Below are 19170 nucleotides of genomic sequence, written 5' to 3' on the forward strand. Positions count from 1 at the left end.
TGATCGAGCTCTGCGTGCATCTGTGCGCCTTGGCGCTGGAACGCGAGCAGACCAGGGCACGCGTGCACCAGCTCGCGTTCTACGACTCGCTCACCGGCCTGCCCAACCGGGTGATGTTCAGCGCCCGCGCCGAGCAGGCGCTGGCCGCCGCCGAGCATCAGGGCGCACCGGTGGCGATCCTGTTCGTGGACCTCGACCGCTTCAAGCGCGTCAACGAGACCCAGGGCCACGCCTCCGGCGACGGCCTGTTGCGCGACATCGCCCGGCGCATCGGCGACACCCTGGGCCTGACCGATCTGGTCGGCCGCCAGGCCGGCGACGAGTTCGTGCTGATGCTGCCGAACTGCAGCGTCGAGCAGGCCGCCGGCGTCGCCGAACGCCTGCTGCTGGCGCTGGCCGAACCGCTGGTGGTGGGCCAGGTGACCCTGCACCCCAGCGCCAGCATCGGCGTGGCCATGTTCCCCGACGACGGCCGCGACATCGAGACCTTGCTGCGCCATGCCGACCTGGCCATGTTCCGGGCCAAGCGCGAGGGCGGCGACAGCGTGTGCTACTTCAGTTCCGACATGAACCGCATGGCGCAGGAACGCGTGGCGATGGAGACCGCGCTGCGCGACGCCCTGCATCGCGACAAACTGCAGCTGCACTACCAGCCGCAACTGGACAGCCAGGCGCCGCACGCGCTGTACGGCGTGGAGGCGCTGCTGCGCTGGGAACATCCCAATCTCGGCGCGATCTCGCCGGCGCGGTTCGTGCCGATGGCCGAAGAATGCGGGTTGATCGACGAACTCGGGCAGTGGGTCTTGCGCGAAGCCTGCCGGCAGATGGCCGACTGGCGTCTGCGCGGCATCGCGGTGCCGCGCGTGGCGGTGAACCTGTCGGCGAACAACTTCGCCGACCCCGAATTGCCCACGCGGGTGGAAGGCCTGCTCGCCGCGTCCGGCCTGCAACCGGCCGACCTGGCACTGGAAATGACCGAGAGCGTCATGCTCTCCAACACCAACGCGGTGCTGGCCAACCTGCGCCAGTTGCAGGCCAGCGGCGTGCTGCTGTCGCTGGACGACTTCGGCACCGGCTATTCCAGCCTCAGCCATCTGCACCAATTGCCGGTCAACGAGCTCAAGCTGGACATGAGCTTCGTCAGCGACCTGGAGCACTGCCAGACCTCGCGGGCGCTGACCACCTCGGTCCTGCGGATCGGCGAGACCCTGGGCATGCACACGGTCGCCGAGGGCGTGGAAACCGAAGCGCAACGCGCGTTCCTGGCGCGGCTGGGCTGCCGCGTGCTGCAGGGCTTCCTGTTCGCGCCGGCGCTGCCGGCGGCGGCGCTGGAACACTGGCTGCAAGGGCGAGCGTCCGCACCACAGGCCTAGCGCAGGCAAGCGGCGAACCCGCCGTCGTACGCAGCGCAGGCACCACCAACGAAAAAGCCCGGCAGTGCCGGGCTTTTTCGTTGCGACCGTGCCGCATCGGCGGCACGTCGCGTCAGCGCATCGCCGGGGCGATCAGGCCGCGACCGTCGCGGCCACGTCCTGGTAGTCCTGGATCTGATCGAAGTTCATGTAGCGATAGATCTGTTCGCCACTGGTCTTGATCACGCCCACGTCGGCCATGTACTCGTCCTTGGTCGGGATGCGGCCCAGGCGCGAGCAGATCGCCGCTAGTTCCGCCGAGCCCAGGTACACGTTGGTGTTGCGGCCCAGGCGGTTGGGGAAGTTGCGGGTGGAGGTCGAGAACACCGTGGCGCCCTCGCGCGCCTGCGCCTGGTTGCCCATGCACAGCGAGCAGCCCGGCATTTCCATGCGCGCGCCGGCGGCGCCGAAGGTGCCGTAGTGGCCTTCCTTGGTCAGCTCCGAGGCGTCCATCTTGGTCGGCGGCGCGACCCACAGGCGGGTCGGGATGTCGCGCTTGCCTTCCAGCAGCTTGGCCGCGGCACGGAAGTGGCCGATGTTGGTCATGCACGAACCGATGAACACTTCGTCGATCGCCGCACCGGCGACGTCGGACAGGGTCTTCACGTCGTCCGGGTCGTTCGGGCAGGCCACGATCGGCTCGTGGATGTCGGCCAGATCGATCTCGATCACCGCCGCGTACTCGGCGTCGGCATCGGGCTCGAGCAACTGCGGGTCGGCCAGCCACTCCTCCATCTTCTTGATCCGCCGCGCCAGCGAACGCGCGTCGGCATAGCCTTCGGCGATCATCCACTTCAGCAGGGTGATGTTGCTGGTCAGGTACTCGACGATCGGTTCCTTGTTCAGGCGCACCGTGCAGCCGGCGGCCGAGCGCTCGGCGGAGGCGTCGGACAGTTCGAACGCCTGCTCCACCTTCAGCTCCGGCAGGCCTTCGATCTCCAGGATGCGGCCGGAGAAGATGTTCTTCTTGCCCTGCTTGGCCACGGTCAGCAGGCCCTGCTTGATCGCGTACAGCGGGATCGCGTTGACCAGATCGCGCAGGGTCACGCCCGGCTGCATCTGCCCCTTGAAGCGCACCAGCACGCTCTCGGGCATGTCCAGCGGCATGACGCCGGTGGCGGCGGCGAAGGCCACCAGGCCGGAACCGGCCGGGAACGAGATGCCGATCGGGAAGCGGGTGTGCGAGTCGCCGCCGGTGCCGACGGTGTCGGGCAGCAGCATGCGGTTGAGCCAGCTGTGGATCACGCCGTCGCCCGGACGCAGCGACACGCCGCCGCGGGTGGAGATGAACTCCGGCAGGGTGTGGTGGGTCTTGACGTCCACCGGCTTCGGATACGCTGCGGTGTGGCAGAACGACTGCATCACCAGATCGGCGGAGAAGCCCAGGCAGGCCAGGTCCTTCAGCTCGTCGCGGGTCATCGGGCCGGTGGTGTCCTGCGAGCCGACCGAGGTCATCTTCGGTTCGCAGTAGGTGCCCGGTCGCATGCCCTGGCCTTCCGGCAGCCCACAGGCGCGGCCGACCATCTTCTGCGCCAGCGAGAAGCCCTTGCCGGTGTCCGGCGGGTCCATCGGCAGGCGGAACAGGGTGGAGGCCGGCAGGCCCAGGAACTCGCGCGCCTTGGCGGTGAGGCCGCGACCGACGATCAGCGGGATGCGGCCGCCGGCGCGCACTTCGTCGAACAGCACGTCCGACTTCATCGCGAACTCGGCGATCACCTGCCCGTTCTTCAGCGCCTTGCCTTCGTACGGACGCAGTTCGACCACGTCGCCGTGCTCCATCTGCGACACGTCCAGCTCGATCGGCAGCGCGCCGGCGTCTTCCATGGTGTTGTAGAAGATCGGCGCGATCTTCGAACCCAGGCACACGCCGCCGAAACGCTTGTTGGGGATGTACGGAATGTCCTCGCCGGTCCACCACAGCACCGAGTTGGTCGCCGACTTGCGCGAGGAACCGGTGCCGACCACGTCGCCGACGTAGGCGACCAGGTGGCCCTTGGCCTTGAGGTCGGCGATGGCCTGGATCGGGCCGCGCTTGCCGTCCTCTTCCGGCTCGAACGGGGCGCCGTCGCGCTTGTTCTTCAGCATCGCCAGCGCGTGCAGCGGGATGTCCGGGCGGGTGGTGGCGTCCGGCGCCGGCGACAGGTCGTCGGTGTTGGTCTCGCCCGGCACCTTGAACACGGTGATGGTCAGGCTCTGCGGCACTTCCGGCTTGCTGGTGAACCACTCGGCCTCGGCCCAGCTCTGCAGCACCGCCTTGGCGTGCGCATTGCCGGCCTCGGCCTTTTCCTGCACGTCGTGGAAGGCGTCGAAGATCAGCAGCGTGTGCTTGAGGCCCTCGGCGGCGACGGCGCCCAGCTCGGCGTTGTCCAGCAGCTCGATCAGCGGATGGATGTTGTAGCCGCCGAGCATGGTGCCCAGCAGCTCGGTGGCGCGGGTGGGCGAGATCAGCGGGGTGGTCTCGCTGCCGAAGGCGACCGCGGCCAGGTACGAGGCCTTGACCTTGGCGGCGTCGTCGACGCCGGCCGGCACGCGCTGGCTCAGCAGCTCGACCAGAAACTGCTCCTCGCCGGCCGGCGGGTTCTTCAGCAGTTCGATGACCTGCGCGGTCTGCTGCGCGCTCAGCGGCAGCGGCGGGATTCCGAGCGCGGCGCGCTCTGCAACGTGGTGGCGATAGGCTTCCAACATGCGGGTTCTCCGGAAAAATACGGTGGGGATGTGCGGCAGCGGCGGCGCGGCGTCAGCCGGCAGGCTTGGGGACGATGATCTTCAGGCCTTTGAAGTAATCGCGGAAAAAACGGTCGTCGTGGGTGATCAGGCCATCGCATTGCAGCAGCGCATGCGCACCGATCAGGAAATCGGCCACCACCCGCTCGCGCTTGCCGCCACGGGCGCGGAAGCGGCGCTGCATCTCGCCGGCGCGCAAGGCCGACTTGGCCTCCAGTGCGCTGAAGCGGATGCTCATGTCCTCCAGCACCGACAAGGCCTCGGCGCCGTCGCGCAGCGCGCTGCAGACTTCGGCCAGGACGATGTCGCAGACCACCACCGGGCCGGTGCTCAGGCACTGGCGCAGGCAGGCTTCGGTGGCATCGGCCTGCGGGCCGTCGGCCAGCAGGTCCACCAGCACGGACGAGTCGATGGCGATCATGCGCCGGCGTCGGGCTCGGGTTCGAACGGATCGCCCGGGGCACGGCCGCGGATGGCGCGCATCGCCTCGTCGGTGCTGGCGAAGCCGTCGAGCTTGAAGCGGCCGCGGGCGCGCGAGATGGCATCGTCCACGCTCTTGCGCAGGATGATCCGGCCGCCGTCCAGTTCCACCTTCAGAATGGTGCCCTTGCTCAGGCCCAGCGCATCGCGCACGGCCTTCGGCAGGGTGATCTGACCGCGCTCGGCGACAGTGGCTTCCATGGGACGGGCTCCGCAAGGTATGTACGAATTTTACATACTTGAAGCGTCATACTCAAGCCCGCATAGAGCGGCGGTCACACCTGCCATACACACTGAATCGGTCAGAATGACCGCAGTCCCTACAGCCGCGACGCCATAGGAGTTCCGTGATGAGCGATTCCTTTTCCACCCGCGCCTCGCTCGAGGTCAACGGCCAACGCTACGCCTACTACAGCCTGCCCAAGCTCGCCGAGCGCTTCGATATCGCCCGCCTGCCCTACTCGCTGAAGATCCTGCTGGAAAACCTGTTGCGCCACGAAGACGGCGGCGTGACCGTGGGCAAGGACCACATCGAGGCGGTGGCCAAGTGGGATCCCAAGGCCGAACCCGACACCGAGATCGCCTTCATGCCGGCGCGCGTGGTGCTGCAGGACTTCACCGGCGTGCCCTGCGTGGTCGACCTGGCGGCGATGCGCGATGCGGTGGTCAAGCTCGGCGGACGCCCGGAGCAGATCAACCCGCTGATCCCCTCGGAACTGGTGATCGACCATTCGGTGCAGGTGGACGTGTTCGGCAAGCCCGACGCGCTGGACCTCAACGGCAAGATCGAATTTCAGCGCAACAAGGAACGCTACGGCTTCCTGCGCTGGGGCCAGAAGGCCTTCGACAACTTCAAGGTGGTGCCGCCGAACACCGGCATCGTGCACCAGGTCAACCTGGAGCATCTGGCGCGGGTGGTGATGACCGGCGAGCGCGACGGCGAGGCGCTGGCCTATCCGGACACCGTGTTCGGCACCGACAGCCACACCACCATGATCAATGGCATCGGCGTGCTCGGCTGGGGCGTGGGCGGTATCGAGGCGGAAGCGGCGATGCTCGGCCAGCCCTCCTCGATGCTGATCCCGCAGGTGGTGGGCTTCAAGCTCACCGGCAAGCTGCCCGAAGGCGCCACCGCCACCGACCTGGTGCTGACGGTGACGCAGATGCTGCGCAAGCACGGCGTGGTCGGCAAGTTCGTCGAGTTCTTCGGCGACGGCCTGCAGCACCTGCCGCTGGCCGACCGCGCCACCATCGGCAACATGGCGCCCGAGTACGGCGCCACCTGCGGCATCTTCCCGATCGACGCCGAATCGCTGACCTATCTTCGCCTGTCCGGGCGCAGCGAGGAGCAGATCGCGCTGGTCGAGGCCTACGCCAAGGCGCAGGGCCTGTGGCACGACGCCGACAGCGCGCATGCCGAATACAGCGCGGTCCTGGAACTGGACATGGGCGAGGTCAAGCCGTCGCTGGCCGGCCCCAAGCGCCCGCAGGACCGCGTGCTGCTGGAAGACATGCAGCGCAACTACCGCGACAGCCTGGTGCCGTTCGCCGACGCGCGCGCCAAGCGCCGCAGCGATGCCGTGCAGGAAGACCGGCTCAAGAACGAAGGCGGCGGCGGCACCGCGGTCGGTGCCCAGGCGGCGCATGCGCAGGACGCCGAGGCCAGCGGCTCCGGCTGGCAGCTGCGCGACGGCGCGGTGGTGATCGCGGCGATCACCTCCTGCACCAACACCTCCAACCCGGCGGTGATGCTCGGCGCCGGCCTGCTCGCGCGCAATGCCGTGGCCAAGGGCCTGAAGGCGCAGCCGTGGGTCAAGACCTCGCTCGGGCCGGGCTCGCTGGTGGTCACCGACTACCTGAAGAAGGCCGGGGTCATGCGCGACCTGGAGCAGCTCGGCTTCTACGTGGTCGGCTACGGCTGCACCACCTGCATCGGCAACTCCGGCCCGCTGCCCGAGGACGTCTCCGCGGCGATCGCCAAGGACGACCTGGTGGTGGCCTCGGTGCTGTCGGGTAACCGCAACTTCGAAGGCCGCGTGCATCCGGAAGTGAAGATGAACTACCTGGCCTCGCCGCCGCTGGTGGTCGCCTATGCCATCGCCGGCACCACCGACATCGACCTGACCCGCGACCCGCTGGGTACCGGCAGCGACGGCCAGCCGGTGTACCTGCGCGACATCTGGCCGAGCAACAAGGAGATCGGCGACACCATCGCCGCCACGGTCGGCCCGGAGATGTTCAAGCAGAACTACGCCGACGTGTTCAAGGGCGACAGCCGCTGGAACACCATCGCCTCGCCCGATGGCGAGCTGTACGCGTGGGATGGCGCCTCCACCTACATTAAGAACCCGCCCTACTTCGACGGCATGACCATGCAGGTCGGCCGCATCGAGGACGTGCACGGCGCGCGCGTGCTGGGCCTGTTCGGCGATTCGATCACCACCGACCACATCTCCCCGGCCGGCAACATCAAGAAGGACTCGCCGGCGGGCCGCTTCCTGCAGGAGCGCGGCGTGCAGCCGGCCGACTTCAACAGCTACGGCAGCCGCCGCGGCAACGACGACGTCATGGTCCGCGGCACCTTCGCCAACATCCGCATCAAGAACCTGATGTTCGGCGGCGAGGAAGGCGGCAACACCCTGTACCACCCGCCCGGCGGTGGCCAGCCGGAAAAGCTGGCGATCTACGACGCGGCGATGAAGTACAAGGCCGACGGCGTGCCGCTGGTGGTGATCGGCGGCAAGGAGTACGGCACCGGCTCCTCGCGCGACTGGGCGGCCAAGGGCACCAATCTGCTCGGGGTCAAGGCGGTGATCGCCGAGAGCTTCGAGCGCATCCACCGCTCCAACCTGGTCGGCATGGGCGTGCTGCCGCTGCAGTTCCTCGACGGCCAGAACGCGCAGAGCCTGGGCCTGGACGGCTCGGAAGTCTTCGAGATCACCGGCTTGCAGGACGGCGCCAGCAAGCGCGCCAAGGTCGTCGCATCCAAGGCGGATGGCAGTACGCAGACTTTCGAGGTGGCGGTGATGCTGCTGACCCCGAAGGAAGTGGAGTATTTCCGCCACGGCGGCCTGCTGCAGTACGTGCTGCGGCAGTTGGCCGCGCGCTGACCGACACTGCGCTTTCCGACAGCGGAAACCCGGCCCCCGCGACTGCGCGGGGGCGCTGCGCGGTGGCTCAGGGCGCGTCCTCGTCGCTGCGCAAGGCGCGCAGCAAGCCGATCATGTACAGCACCAGGATGAACGAGAACGGCAGGCCGCACAGCACCACCGCGGTCTGCATCGCGGTGAAGTTGCCGGCCAGCAGCAGTCCGATGCTGGCCACCGTGATGCCCGCCGCCCAGAACACGCGCAGCCAGATCGGCGCATCGTGCTCGTCCTCCGTGCCGCCCTCGACCCGACGCGTACACAGGTTGGCGATCATCAAGGTGCCCGAATCCACCGGGGTCAGGAACAGCACGAAGCCGATCACCACCGCGGCGCCGGCCACGTACGGCGCGGCGGGCAGATATTCCAGCAGCTTGAACAGGGTCATCGCCGCATCGTGCTGCGCCACCTGGCCCAGAACCGCCTGGCCATGGTTGAGCACCAGATCGATCGCGGTGTTGCCGAAGATCGACAACCACGCCAGGGTGAAACCCAGCGGGATCAGCAACACCCCCAGAATCACCTCGCGAATGGTGCGGCCGCGCGAGATCCGGGCGACGAACAGCCCCACGAACGGCGCCCAGGCGATCCACCACGCCCAATAGAACAGCGTCCACGAGCCGAGCCAGGTGCGCCCGTTGCGATCGTTGAGATACATCTCGAAGCTCTTGCGCACGAACGCGGCCAGATAGTCGCCGGTGTTCTGCACCAGGCCGTCCAGCAGGTGCAGGGTCGGCCCGGTGCACAGCACGAACAGCAGCAGCACGCACAGCAGGCGCACATTGAGGTTGGACAGCCAGGCGATGCCCTTCTCCACCCCGGCGACCACGCCCAGCGTCGCCACCGCCATCATCGCCAGCACGATCAGCACCAGCACCTGCGGGGTATTGGGCAGGCCGAACAGGTAGACCAGGCCCGATTGCAGCACCAGCGCGCCGATGCCCAGGTTGGTGACCATGGAGATCAGCGTGGCCAGGATGCCGAAGCCATCCACCATGTCGCCGATGCGGCCATGCACGCGGTCGCCGAAGACCGGCTGCAATGCCGAGCGCAACGCCAGCGGCAGGTTGCGGCGATAGGCGAAATACCCCAGCGCCACGCCCACCAGCGCGTACAGCGCCCAGCCGTGCAGCCCCCAGTGCAGAAAGGTCAGCACCAGCGCCTCGCGCGCGGCCGCCGCGGTGCCGCCAGGCTGTCCGGGCGGGCTCAGGAAATGATCCAGCGGCTCGTAGGCACCGTAGTACAGCAGCGCGATGCCGATACCGGCGGAAAACAGCATCGACACCCAGGCCACGTAGCCGAACGCCGGCACTTCGTCGTTGCGGCCCAGGCGGATGCGCCCGTACGGCGAAGCCGCCAGCCACAGCACGAACCCCAGGCACGCCACGATCAACACCATGTACCACCAGCCGAAACCGGCCGACACCCCGGCCTGCGCCCATTGCAGCCAGTGTTCGCTGGCCTCGGGGAAGAGCACGGTGAGCAGCCCGAGCACGCCGATGGACAGCGATGCGCTGAAGAACACGAAGCGATTCAGGCGCAGGGCCGAGCGCTTGGGAGGAGCCTGGAAAGACATGCAGTTGTCTCATCGGTCCGGATGGGCGCATGGGCAAGGCCGGACCGGAAACCGGGCCCATGGCGTGGGGGGCGGGTGCATCGTATGGTTTATTGATTGAACGTTCAATCAATAAAAAGCATAATGGCCGCCAGCCGATCCCGTGGGATCGAAGACCGTGGAGCCGCGATGCCCAAGAAAGGCGTGGAACCGATCCGCCGCGAGCAGCTGATCCGTGCCACTTTCCAGACCATCGACGAGATCGGCATGGCCGATGCGACCGTCGCCACCATCGCCAGGAAGGCCGGGCTTTCCAGCGGCATCATCGCCCACTACTTCGGCGACAAGGACGGCCTGCTCAATGCCGCGATGCGGCAGATCCTGCGCGATCTGCGCGCCGCGGTGTCGCGCTGCCGCGGCGCGTCCGAGGACACCCCGCGTGCGCAACTGCGCGCCATCGTCGATGGCAATTTCGACGACAGCCAGGTCAACGGCGCGGCCATGCGCGTCTGGCTGACCTTCTGGGCCGCGAGCATGCACCAGCCGGAACTGGCGCGGCTGCAGCGGGCCAACGATCAGCGCCTGTTCTCCAACCTGTGCCATCAGTTCAACCGGGCGCTGCCGCGGGCGCAGGCGCGCCAGTCCGCGCGCGGGCTGGCCGCGATGATCGACGGCCTGTGGTTGCGCGGCAGCCTGGTCGGCGCCGCCTTCGATACCGGCAAGGCGCAGCGCATCGCCTACGAATACATCGACTTCCAACTGCGGGCCGACACGCCCTGACGCGCGCCTGCCGCGCCCACCGCCTTTCCAGGAGCTCCCATGACCGCCCTTCCCGTCCAACAGCTCTACATCCACGGTCGCCTGGTCGATGCCAGCAGCGGCAGGACCTTCCAGACCGTCAATCCGGCCAACGGCCAGGTCCTGGCCGAGGTGCAGATCGCCAGCCAGGCCGACGTCGAGCGCGCCGTGCAGAGCGCGGCCGCAGGCCAGAAGGTCTGGGCCGCGATGACCGCGATGGAGCGCTCGCGCATCCTGCGCCGCGCCGTGGATCTGCTGCGCGCGCGCAACGACGCCCTGGCCCGGCTGGAAACCCTGGACACCGGCAAGGCGCTGAGCGAGACCACCAGCGTGGACATCGTCACCGGCGCCGACGTCCTGGAGTACTACGCCGGCCTGGCCACCGCGATCGAAGGCATCCAGTTGCCGCTGCGCGCATCGAGCTTCTTCTACACCCGCCGCGAGCCGCTGGGCGTGGTCGCCGGCATCGGCGCCTGGAACTATCCGATCCAGATCGCCCTGTGGAAATCGGCCCCGGCGCTGGCCGCGGGCAACGCGATGGTGTTCAAGCCGTCCGAAGTCACCCCGCTGAGCGTGCTGGAGCTGGCCAAGCTCTACACCGAGGCCGGCGTGCCGGACGGCGTGTTCAACGTGGTGCAGGGCCCGGGCCGCGAGATCGGCAACTGGCTGACCGAGCATCCGGCGATCGAGAAGATCTCCTTCACCGGCGGCGTGGCCACCGGCAAGAAGGTGATGGCCGCCGCGGCCGCCTCCTCGCTGAAGGAAGTGACCATGGAACTGGGCGGCAAGTCGCCGTTGCTGATCTGCGACGACGCCGACCTGGACCGCGCCGCCGACATCGCGGTGATGGCCAACTTCTTCAGCTCCGGCCAGGTCTGCACCAACGGCACCCGCGTGTTCGTGCCGCGCCGCATGCTGGCCGCGTTCGAGGCGGCGCTGGTCGAGCGCGTGCAGCGCATCCGCCTCGGCGACCCGATGGCGGCCGACACCAACTTCGGCCCGCTGACCAGCTTTGCGCACATGGAGAATGTGCTGCGCTACATCGATAGCGGCAAGGCCGAAGGCGCGCGCCTGCTGATCGGCGGCGGCCGCGCCAGCGCAGGCGCGCTGGCCGACGGTGCCTACGTGCTGCCGACCGTGTTCTCCGACTGCCGCGACGACATGCGCATCGTCAGGGAAGAGATCTTCGGGCCGGTGATGAGCCTGCTCGCCTACGACGACGAGGAAGAGGCGATCCGCCGCGCCAACGCCACCAGCTTCGGCCTGGCCGCCGGCGTGGTCAGCAAGGACATCAGCCGCGCCCACCGCATCATCCACCGCCTGGAAGCCGGCATCTGCTGGATCAACACCTGGGGCGAATCGCCGGCCGAAATGCCGGTCGGCGGCTACAAGGAATCGGGCGTCGGCCGCGAGAACGGCCTCTCGACCCTGGCCCACTACACCCGCGTCAAGTCGGTGCAGGTCGAACTGGGCGACTACGCCAGCGTGTTCTGAGCCGCGCCCCCCTCGTCCGGCCGACGCGCCGATCCGACCTTCCGCCGGGACGCCTGCGCGCAGCGCGCCCCGGCCTGCTGGAGAACCGTCATGAAGACTGCCCAAGCGTACGACTACATCATCATCGGCGCCGGCTCGGCCGGCAACGTGCTGGCCACGCGGCTGACCGAGGATGCCGATGTCAGCGTGCTGTTGCTGGAAGCCGGCGGCCCCGACTACCGCCTCGACTTCCGCACCCAGATGCCGGCCGCGCTGGCCTTCCCGCTGCAGGGCCGGCGCTACAACTGGGCGTACAAGACCGACCCGGAGCCGTTCATGAACCACCGCCGCATGGACTGCGGCCGCGGCAAGGGCCTGGGCGGCTCCTCGTTGATCAACGGCATGTGCTACATCCGCGGCAACGCGATGGACTACGACAACTGGGCCGGCATGCCGGGCCTGGAAGACTGGACCTACCTGGACTGCCTGCCCTATTTCCGCAAGGCCGAAACCCGCGACATCGGTGCCAACGACTACCACGGCGGCGACGGTCCGCTGCGCGTGACCACGCCCAAGTCCGGCAACAACCCCCTGTTCGCGGCGATGATCGAAGCCGGCGTGCAGGCCGGCTACCCGCGCACCGACGACCTCAACGGCTACCAGCAGGAAGGCTTCGGCCCGATGGACCGCACGGTGACGCCGCACGGGCGCCGCTCCAGCACCGCACGCGGCTACCTGGATCTGGCCAGATCGCGGCCGAACCTGACCATCGTCACCCACGCGCTGACCGACCGCATCCTGTTCTCCGGCAAACGCGCCATCGGCGTGCAGTGGCTGCGCAACGACGTGCTGCAGCGCGCCACCGCCCGCCGCGAAGTGCTGCTGTGCGGCGGCGCCATCGCCTCGCCGCAGATCCTGCAGCGCTCCGGCGTCGGCCCGGCCGACCTGTTGCGCGGGCTGGACATCGAGCTGGTCCACCACCTGCCCGGCGTCGGCGCCAACCTGCAGGATCACCTGGAAATGTACCTGCAGTACGAATGCAGGCAGCCGGTGTCGCTGGCACCGGCGCTGAAGCTGTACAACCAGCCGGCGATCGGTGCGCAATGGCTGTTCCTGGGCACCGGCATCGGCGCCAGCAATCAGTTCGAGGCCGGCGGCTTCATCCGCAGCCACGAGGACTTCGCCTGGCCGAACCTGCAGTACCACTTCCTGCCGGTGGCGATCAATTACAACGGCTCCAACCCGATCAAGACGCACAGCTTCCAGATGCACGTGGGGTCGATGCGCTCGCCCAGCCGCGGCCGCATCCACATCGTCTCCAAGGACCCGCGTCAGCATCCGAGCATCCTGTTCAACTACATGTCGCACGAACAGGACTGGCGCGAGTTCCGCGCCGCGGTGCGGATCACCCGCGAGATCTTCGCGCAGCCGGCGCTGGCGGCGTACAGCGGCCGCGAGATCTCGCCGGGGAGCGAACTGCGCAGCGACGCGCAGATCGACGCGTTCGTGCGCGAACACGCAGAGACCGCCTACCACCCGTCGTGCTCGAACAAGATGGGCCACGCCGACGATCCGATGGCGGTGGTGGACGGCCAGGGACGCGTGCACGGCCTCGAAGGCCTGCGCATCGTCGATGCCTCGATCATGCCGCAGGTGGTGACCGGCAATCTCAACGCGCCGACGATCATGATCGCCGAGAAGCTGGCCGACCGCATCCGCGGCCGCCAGGCGCTGCCACGCAGCACCGCGCCGTACTACGTCGCCGATGGCGCACCGGTGCGCCGCACGCGCTGAGCCGGACCTAACCCGCGGTGGCGCTGCCGCCGGGCTGCGCGTGGCAGCATCGCTCGGGCCGGCACCGCCCACGCGCGCGCGCCAGTGGTGGCCGCGCGCCGCCGACGCAGCGCCGCAGCCTGCGGCCCTGCCCTGTTCGCCTTTGCCCTACGGAACGGTATGCTGCTGTCGTCGGTTCTGATGGATACTGTCCGCGCCGCACACATCACTACGTTTCCTGGAGGGGGAATATGAGTCTGGATCGTCCGTGGTTGCAGAGTTATCCGGCCGGCGTTGGCGCCGACATCAACGTCGACGAGTACCGCTCCGTCGCCGCGGTGTTCGAAAGCTCCGTGGCCAAGTTCGGAGACCGCCCCGCCTACTGCAACTTCGGCAAGACCCTGACCTACCGCGAGGCCGGCGAACTGGCCCGGCAATTCGCCGGCTACCTGCTGGGCGAACTGCAGCTCAAGAAAGGCGACCGCGTCGCCCTGATGATGCCCAACTGCCTGCAGTACCCCATCGCCACCTTCGGCGTGCTGCTGGCCGGCATGACCGTGGTCAACGTCAATCCGCTGTACACCCCGCGCGAACTGCGCCACCAGCTGATCGACTCCGGCGCCAGCGCCCTGGTGGTGATCGACAACTTCGGTACCACCGTGCAGGAAGTGCTCGCCGATACCCCCGTCAAACAGGTCATCACCACCGGCCTGGGCGACATGCTGGGCTTCCCCAAGGGCCCGCTGGTCAACTTCGTGCTGAAGTACGTCAAGAAGCTGGTGCCGGACTACGACATCCCCAACGCGATCCGCTTCCGCGACGCGCTGACCCTGGGCCGCCTGCACACGCTGCCTCAGATCGACATCGAACCGGACGACATCGCTTTCCTGCAGTACACCGGCGGCACCACCGGCGTGGCCAAGGGCGCCATGCTGACCCACCGCAACCTGGTCGCCAACATGCTGCAGGCCGGCGCCTGGATCTCGGCGACCGGCAAGCTGGAGGAAGGCAAGGAAGTCATCATCACCGCGCTGCCGCTGTACCACATCTTCGCGCTGACCGCGAACGGGCTGGTCTTCATGAAGCTCGGCGGGCTCAACCACCTGATCAGCAATCCGCGCGACATGCCGGGCTTCGTCAAGGAGCTGCAGAAGACCCGCTTCACCGCCTTCACCGGCGTCAACACCCTGTTCAACGGCCTGCTCAACACCCCCGGCTTCGACAAGGTGGATTTCTCCTCGCTGAAGTTCACCCTCGGCGGCGGCATGGCGGTGCAACGCGCGGTGGCCGAGCGCTGGAAGCAGGTCACCGGGGTCACCCTGGTCGAAGCCTACGGCCTCACCGAGACCTCGCCGGCGGCCTGCATCAACCCGCTGACCCTGACCGAATACAACGGCGCGATCGGCCTGCCGATCCCGTCCACCGACGCCTGCGTCAAGGACGACCAGGGCCAGGTCCTCGCCCATGGCGAGGTCGGCGAGCTGTGCATCCGCGGGCCGCAGGTGATGAAGGGCTATTGGCGCCGTCCGGAGGAAACCGCCAGCGCCATCGACGCCGACGGCTGGCTGCACACCGGCGACATGGCGCGGATGGATCCGCAGGGCTTCTTCTACATCGTGGATCGCAAGAAGGACATGATCCTGGTGTCCGGCTTCAACGTGTATCCGAACGAGGTCGAGGACGTCATCGCGATGATGCCCGGCGTGCTGGAAGTGGCCGCGGTCGGCGTGCCGGACGAAAAATCCGGCGAGGCGGTCAAGGTGGTGATCGTGAAGAAGGACCCCAACCTGACCGCCGACGAGGTGAAGGCGCACGCCCGCGCCAACCTCACCGGCTACAAGCACCCGCGCATCGTCGAGTTCCGCAAGGAGCTGCCCAAGACCAACGTCGGCAAGATCCTGCGGCGCGAACTGCGCGACGCGCCGCCGCCGCAATAAGCAGGTCCGACGGGCGCCCACGCGGCGCCCGTGCAGGCGCTGGCGGGGCGAGTTCCGGCCGCGGCACCCGGGTGTAGCATCCGCCGGGTGGAAACGCACTCGCCCGCTGCGCCACGCCATCTCCGCGGGCGTCTTTCCGAGAGCCCGCCATGAGCACGATCGACACGCTGCCCCGTACCCGCGCCTACTCCAGCATCCGCATCGATGCGGACGGCGACGACGATAGCCATTGGCTGTACATGCATGCGAATCCGCAACTCGGAACGCGTCCCTGCTTCCATAGCCAGATGCTCGATGACGTCCTGGCAGCGCTGGAGGTCATGACGACGCGATCGCAGGCGCCCAGGAAGAGCGCGCTGCAGCATCTGGTCATCGCCTCGGACGCCAATGTCTTCAACCTCGGCGGCGATCTCGCGCTTTTTTCCGACCTCATCCGCCGCAAGGACCGTGCGCAACTGCTCGACTACGCCTATCGCTGCGTCAGCGGCGTCCACCAACTGCATCGCGGCCTGTCGGGCGATGTGCGCACCATCGCTCTGCTGCAGGGCGATACGCTGGGCGGGGGGCTTGAGATGGCGTTGGCCTGCCACACCATCGTTGCGGAGGAAGGCGTCACCATGGGCTTGCCCGAGGCGATTTTCGGGCTGATTCCCGGCATGGGCGCTTATTCGTTCCTGTGCAAGCGGGTCGCTCCGCATGTCGCCGAACGGATCATTCTGAGCGCCGACCTCTACAGCAGCGAGCAGATGCACGCGATGGGCATCGTCGATGTACTGGTCCCGCGGAATCAGGGCATCGACCGCGTGAAGCAGCTCATCCACGACCAGCGCCGCAACCCGCAGTCGTACCTGGCGATGAACGCCGTGCGCAATCTGGCGCAACCCGTGACGCTGCAGGAACTGCAGGCGATCACCGACATCTGGGTCGACTCCGCGTTGGCGTTGGACGAGAAATCGCTGCGCACGATGGATCGGCTGGTACGCGCGCAGACCCGGCGTGCGCGGGACGTCGCAGCCTAGGGCAAGACGTCAGCGGTCTGCGATCAGTGGTCGGCCCGGTGCCATGCCCGGGCCCTACTGCGGGCGTCAGCGCAGCTCGTTCTCTTCGGAACTCGCGCTGCGGCGCGCGCGCGCCTCGAGTACTTCCCTGCCCTCGGTCAGACTGGCATTGAGTGCCATCAATCGGGAGCGCCATTCGCTGCGCATCTGCCATTCCGCCATCTGCATCAGTTCGCCACCGAGGCTGGCCAACCGGATCAGGCCCAGATTGCTCGCCACGCCCTTGATCGCGTGGGCATGTTCGCGCAGGCGCTCCCAATGCTCCGCGTCGCCTGCGATCTGCATGCCGCCCAGACAGCCTTCGGCGTCGTTGAGGCACTGCGAAATGAACTCGCGCTCGAATCCCTCGCCCATGCCCAGCCCGGCCAGTTCGTCGAGCACAGAGGAATCCAGCACCCCTTCGGCGCTGGCACTCAACTGCCTGACCTGAGCCTCGCCCGAGCCGCGCAGGCGTCCTTCCACCGCGATGTCGGCCAGGGTATCCAGCAAACGGCTGGCCACCACCGGCTTGGCCAGGAACGTGTGCGCACCGGCCTGCTCGCAACGCTGGATCGCATCGGGCGTGACGTCCGCGCTGAGCACCACCACAGGCGTTCGCGGGCCGCCAGCCTGCATGATCCGCAACTGCTTCAGCATGTCCAATCCGCTCATGCCCGGCATGTGCAGATCGACGATGACCCCGTCGAACTCGCTCTCCGCCAAGGCGTCCAGCACCGATTCGGCCCCTTCGACGCAGATCGGACGGTGACCGGCCTTCTGCAGCAGGCGCTGCAGCACCATGCGATTGGCGGCATGATCGTCGGCCACCAGAATGCGCATGCTGCGGATGCGCGCACGGTGGCGCAGGAAGGGATCGGAAAAGGCGATGACGTTCCCGGGCTGACCGTTTTCCTCGGGATGTTCGGCGGCAGCCGCTTCCGTTTCCGGCGCTTCCTCGACGCTGCTTGCGGCGATCTCGAAAGGCAGATCGAACCAGAACCGGCTGCCGCGCGGCAGGTTCTCCTGATAGCCGATACTGCCGCCCATCGATTCCACCAGGCCTTTGGCGATCGTGGTCCCTAGCCCGGTGCCCTCGTAGCGCCGGGCCAGCCCCACATCCGCCTGCTCGAACGCATCGAACAACCGCGATCGCATCGATTCCGGCACCCCGATACCGGTATCGACAATATCGAAACTCAGCCACGTCCGCTCCGCGTCGCTGCGCAGCAGCTTGACCCGCACGTCGACGCGACCGGAATCGGTGAACTTGATCGCGTTCCCGGCCAGATTCAGCAGCACCTGGCGCAGGTGACCCGCGTCGCCCAGCAGATGGTTCGGCGCTTCGGCAGCGATGTCGACGAAATAGCCGATCGCCTTGGCCCGCGCCTGCGGCTGCAGGATCAGCCCGATCTGCTCCACGGTCTCGCGCAGCGAGAAGGCGCTCTTGTCGACGCGGACCTTTCCGGCCTCGATGGCGGAGATGTCCAGCACCTCTTCGACCAGCGAGAGCAGGCTCTTGGCAGAGGCCTGGATGGTGCTGACGCACTCGCGCTGCTCGGCATCGAGCCTGGTTGTCGACAGCACCTCGGTCATGCCCGAGAGGCCATTGAGCGGCGTGCGGAACTCATGGCTCATGTTGGCCAGAAAGCGGCTCTTCGCCTCGTTGGCGCGCTGCGCTTCCTTGGTCGCCTGGGTCAACTGCCGCAGCAGCCCAGACAGATAGAGCGGCACCGCCAGCAGGCCGACGACCAGACCGATCCCCAGCCCAAGGTTGTTGCGCCAGTAGGGTGTCACCAGCACGGTGGTACCGAAGCTGGTCACCCCCATGGCCACCGCCAGATACAGATACCGGTTGCCGTAGCGCAAACCGTTGCCGACCGTCACCCACAGCACCACGACGTACATCCAGGCCAGCGGCTCGCCCATGCCGATCATGGCCGCGGCGATCAGGCCGTAGTCGGCGATCATGCCGATGATCCGTCGCGTGTCGCAACGCTCCGGCCGCCACAGCAGCCAGGCCAGCACGCCCAGCGACAGCACCAGACCGGACGACACCACGGCGACCACGTTCAGGTACTCGCGCATCGGCAAGGTCGCCCGCGGACCCGGCAGCAACACGTAGCTCAGGATGATGGAGATCAGGATGATCCGCACCAGGGCCTGCGCATGCTCGGTATCCTTGCGCTCCGCGAACCGTTGCCGCACCCACGTGATCGCCGAGGTCATGTCAGACTCCTGGTCGCGCCGAGGCGGTGGAGAATTTCTCGCAGATCACCTGCAGTTGCTCGCGGCCGCGAAACAGCGCGTCCACGCAGCGCGGGTCGAACAGGCGGCCGCGCTGGGCGTAGAGATAGGCCAGCGTCGCATCCATGGTCCAGGCTTCCTTGTAGGGGCGCGGCGAGATCAGCGCGTCGAATACGTCGGCGACCGCCACGATCCGCGCTTCCAGCGGAATCGCCTCGCCGACCAGGCCGTCCGGGTAGCCGCTGCCGTCGTAGCGCTCATGGTGGCGCAGGGCGATCAGCGCGCCGACCTGGATGAAACGGTTCTGGCTGCCGCTGAGCAGTTCGTAGCCGATGCGCGGGTGCATGCGCATCACCGCCATCTCGTCCTCGTTGAGCTTGCCCGGCTTGAGCAGCACCGCGTCGGGAATGGCGATCTTGCCCATGTCGTGCAGGCTCGCGGCCATCTCGATGACCCGCACCTCGTCCTCGGACAGGCCCAGTTGCTCGGCGATCAGCCCGGCCACGTGCGCCATGCGTTCCAGGTAGGCGCTGGTGCCGACGTCGCGGTACTCGATGGCCCGCGCCAGCCGCGACAGTGTCTCCCGCTCGC

Annotated in this window: 13 protein-coding genes; 7 read left to right on the forward strand and 6 right to left on the reverse strand. The window is 67.7% G+C overall.

Annotated features, from left to right (window positions below):
* A partial coding sequence (locus tag D183_RS0109175) for a putative bifunctional diguanylate cyclase/phosphodiesterase (protein ID WP_017908726.1) occupies positions 1-1373 on the forward strand: 1373 nt, incomplete at its 5' end.
* A 132-nt stretch (positions 1374-1505) separates the two neighbouring features.
* Here the strand turns inward: D183_RS0109175 and acnB are convergent.
* The 3 genes from acnB to D183_RS0109190 are packed head-to-tail and all read right to left on the reverse strand — an operon-like array spanning position 1506 to position 4817.
* Positions 1506-4097: a bifunctional aconitate hydratase 2/2-methylisocitrate dehydratase gene (acnB, locus tag D183_RS0109180; RefSeq protein ID WP_017908727.1), complete on the reverse strand. Its 2592-nt coding sequence runs from the start codon at positions 4095-4097 to the stop codon at positions 1506-1508.
* 52 nt (positions 4098-4149) lie between these two features.
* Positions 4150-4557: a type II toxin-antitoxin system VapC family toxin gene (locus D183_RS0109185; RefSeq protein ID WP_017908728.1), complete on the reverse strand. Its 408-nt coding sequence runs from the start codon at positions 4555-4557 to the stop codon at positions 4150-4152.
* Entirely contained in the window at positions 4554-4817 is a 264-nt protein-coding gene (locus D183_RS0109190) for an AbrB/MazE/SpoVT family DNA-binding domain-containing protein (RefSeq protein WP_010343322.1), read from the reverse strand. The genes D183_RS0109185 and D183_RS0109190 overlap by 4 nt, the downstream gene beginning before the upstream one ends.
* A gap of 149 nt (positions 4818-4966) precedes the next feature.
* On the opposite strand from D183_RS0109190, the gene acnA reads away from it, so the two are divergent.
* The gene (gene acnA, locus D183_RS0109195; RefSeq protein WP_017908729.1) at positions 4967-7726 is read left to right on the forward strand and encodes an aconitate hydratase AcnA; all 2760 of its coding nucleotides are present in this window, start codon (positions 4967-4969) and stop codon (positions 7724-7726) included.
* A 67-nt stretch (positions 7727-7793) separates the two neighbouring features.
* On the opposite strand, the gene D183_RS0109200 is transcribed toward acnA, so the two are convergent.
* On the reverse strand, positions 7794-9338 hold the full coding sequence (locus tag D183_RS0109200; protein WP_017908730.1) for a BCCT family transporter: 1545 nt from the start codon (positions 9336-9338) through the stop codon (positions 7794-7796).
* Positions 9339-9506: 168 nt separating this feature from the next.
* On the opposite strand from D183_RS0109200, the gene betI reads away from it, so the two are divergent.
* The 5 genes from betI to D183_RS0109225 all read left to right on the forward strand — a co-directional run bounded on the left by betI (position 9507) and on the right by D183_RS0109225 (position 16317).
* Positions 9507-10097 (forward strand): transcriptional regulator BetI, encoded by a 591-nt coding sequence (gene betI, locus D183_RS0109205; RefSeq protein WP_017908731.1) that lies wholly within the window; start codon positions 9507-9509, stop codon positions 10095-10097.
* A 39-nt stretch (positions 10098-10136) separates the two neighbouring features.
* On the forward strand, positions 10137-11609 hold the full coding sequence (betB, locus tag D183_RS0109210; protein WP_017908732.1) for a betaine-aldehyde dehydrogenase: 1473 nt from the start codon (positions 10137-10139) through the stop codon (positions 11607-11609).
* Positions 11610-11699: 90 nt separating this feature from the next.
* Positions 11700-13382 carry a choline dehydrogenase gene (gene betA, locus D183_RS0109215; RefSeq protein WP_017908733.1) on the forward strand — a complete coding sequence of 561 codons (1683 nt, stop codon included), beginning with the start codon at positions 11700-11702 and terminating at the stop codon, positions 13380-13382.
* Positions 13383-13612: 230 nt separating this feature from the next.
* A complete protein-coding gene (locus D183_RS0109220; protein ID WP_017908734.1) occupies positions 13613-15298 on the forward strand; it encodes a long-chain fatty acid--CoA ligase in 1686 nt (561 codons plus the stop codon).
* Positions 15299-15447: 149 nt separating this feature from the next.
* Positions 15448-16317, forward strand: a complete 870-nt coding sequence (locus tag D183_RS0109225) for a crotonase/enoyl-CoA hydratase family protein (RefSeq protein WP_017908735.1) — start codon at positions 15448-15450, stop codon at positions 16315-16317.
* 66 nt (positions 16318-16383) lie between these two features.
* Here the strand turns inward: D183_RS0109225 and D183_RS0109230 are convergent, their stop codons facing one another.
* Positions 16384-18561, reverse strand: a complete 2178-nt coding sequence (locus tag D183_RS0109230) for an ATP-binding protein (RefSeq protein ID WP_017908736.1) — start codon at positions 18559-18561, stop codon at positions 16384-16386.
* A gap of 1 nt (position 18562) precedes the next feature.
* Positions 18563-19170 (reverse strand): HD-GYP domain-containing protein (locus D183_RS0109235; protein WP_017908737.1); only part of this gene is annotated, 608 nt, incomplete at its 5' end.

Origin of the sequence: Xanthomonas sp. SHU 199 (genome assembly GCF_000364665.1) — a bacterium.
GTDB classification, from domain to species: domain Bacteria; phylum Pseudomonadota; class Gammaproteobacteria; order Xanthomonadales; family Xanthomonadaceae; genus Xanthomonas_A; species Xanthomonas_A sontii.

Bases quoted from the DNA above. Each gene is read 5' to 3' on its own strand.
- acnB (WP_017908727.1), bottom strand. From the start codon at position 4,097: ATGTTGGAAGCCTATCGCCACCACGTTGCAGAGCGCGCCGCGCTCGGA.
- D183_RS0109185 (WP_017908728.1), bottom strand. From the start codon at position 4,557: ATGATCGCCATCGACTCGTCCGTGCTGGTGGACCTGCTGGCCGACGGC.
- D183_RS0109190 (WP_010343322.1), bottom strand. From the start codon at position 4,817: ATGGAAGCCACTGTCGCCGAGCGCGGTCAGATCACCCTGCCGAAGGCC.
- acnA (WP_017908729.1), top strand. From the start codon at position 4,967: ATGAGCGATTCCTTTTCCACCCGCGCCTCGCTCGAGGTCAACGGCCAA.
- D183_RS0109200 (WP_017908730.1), bottom strand. From the start codon at position 9,338: ATGTCTTTCCAGGCTCCTCCCAAGCGCTCGGCCCTGCGCCTGAATCGC.
- betI (WP_017908731.1), top strand. From the start codon at position 9,507: ATGCCCAAGAAAGGCGTGGAACCGATCCGCCGCGAGCAGCTGATCCGT.
- betB (WP_017908732.1), top strand. From the start codon at position 10,137: ATGACCGCCCTTCCCGTCCAACAGCTCTACATCCACGGTCGCCTGGTC.
- betA (WP_017908733.1), top strand. From the start codon at position 11,700: ATGAAGACTGCCCAAGCGTACGACTACATCATCATCGGCGCCGGCTCG.
- D183_RS0109220 (WP_017908734.1), top strand. From the start codon at position 13,613: ATGAGTCTGGATCGTCCGTGGTTGCAGAGTTATCCGGCCGGCGTTGGC.
- D183_RS0109225 (WP_017908735.1), top strand. From the start codon at position 15,448: ATGAGCACGATCGACACGCTGCCCCGTACCCGCGCCTACTCCAGCATC.
- D183_RS0109230 (WP_017908736.1), bottom strand. From the start codon at position 18,561: ATGACCTCGGCGATCACGTGGGTGCGGCAACGGTTCGCGGAGCGCAAG.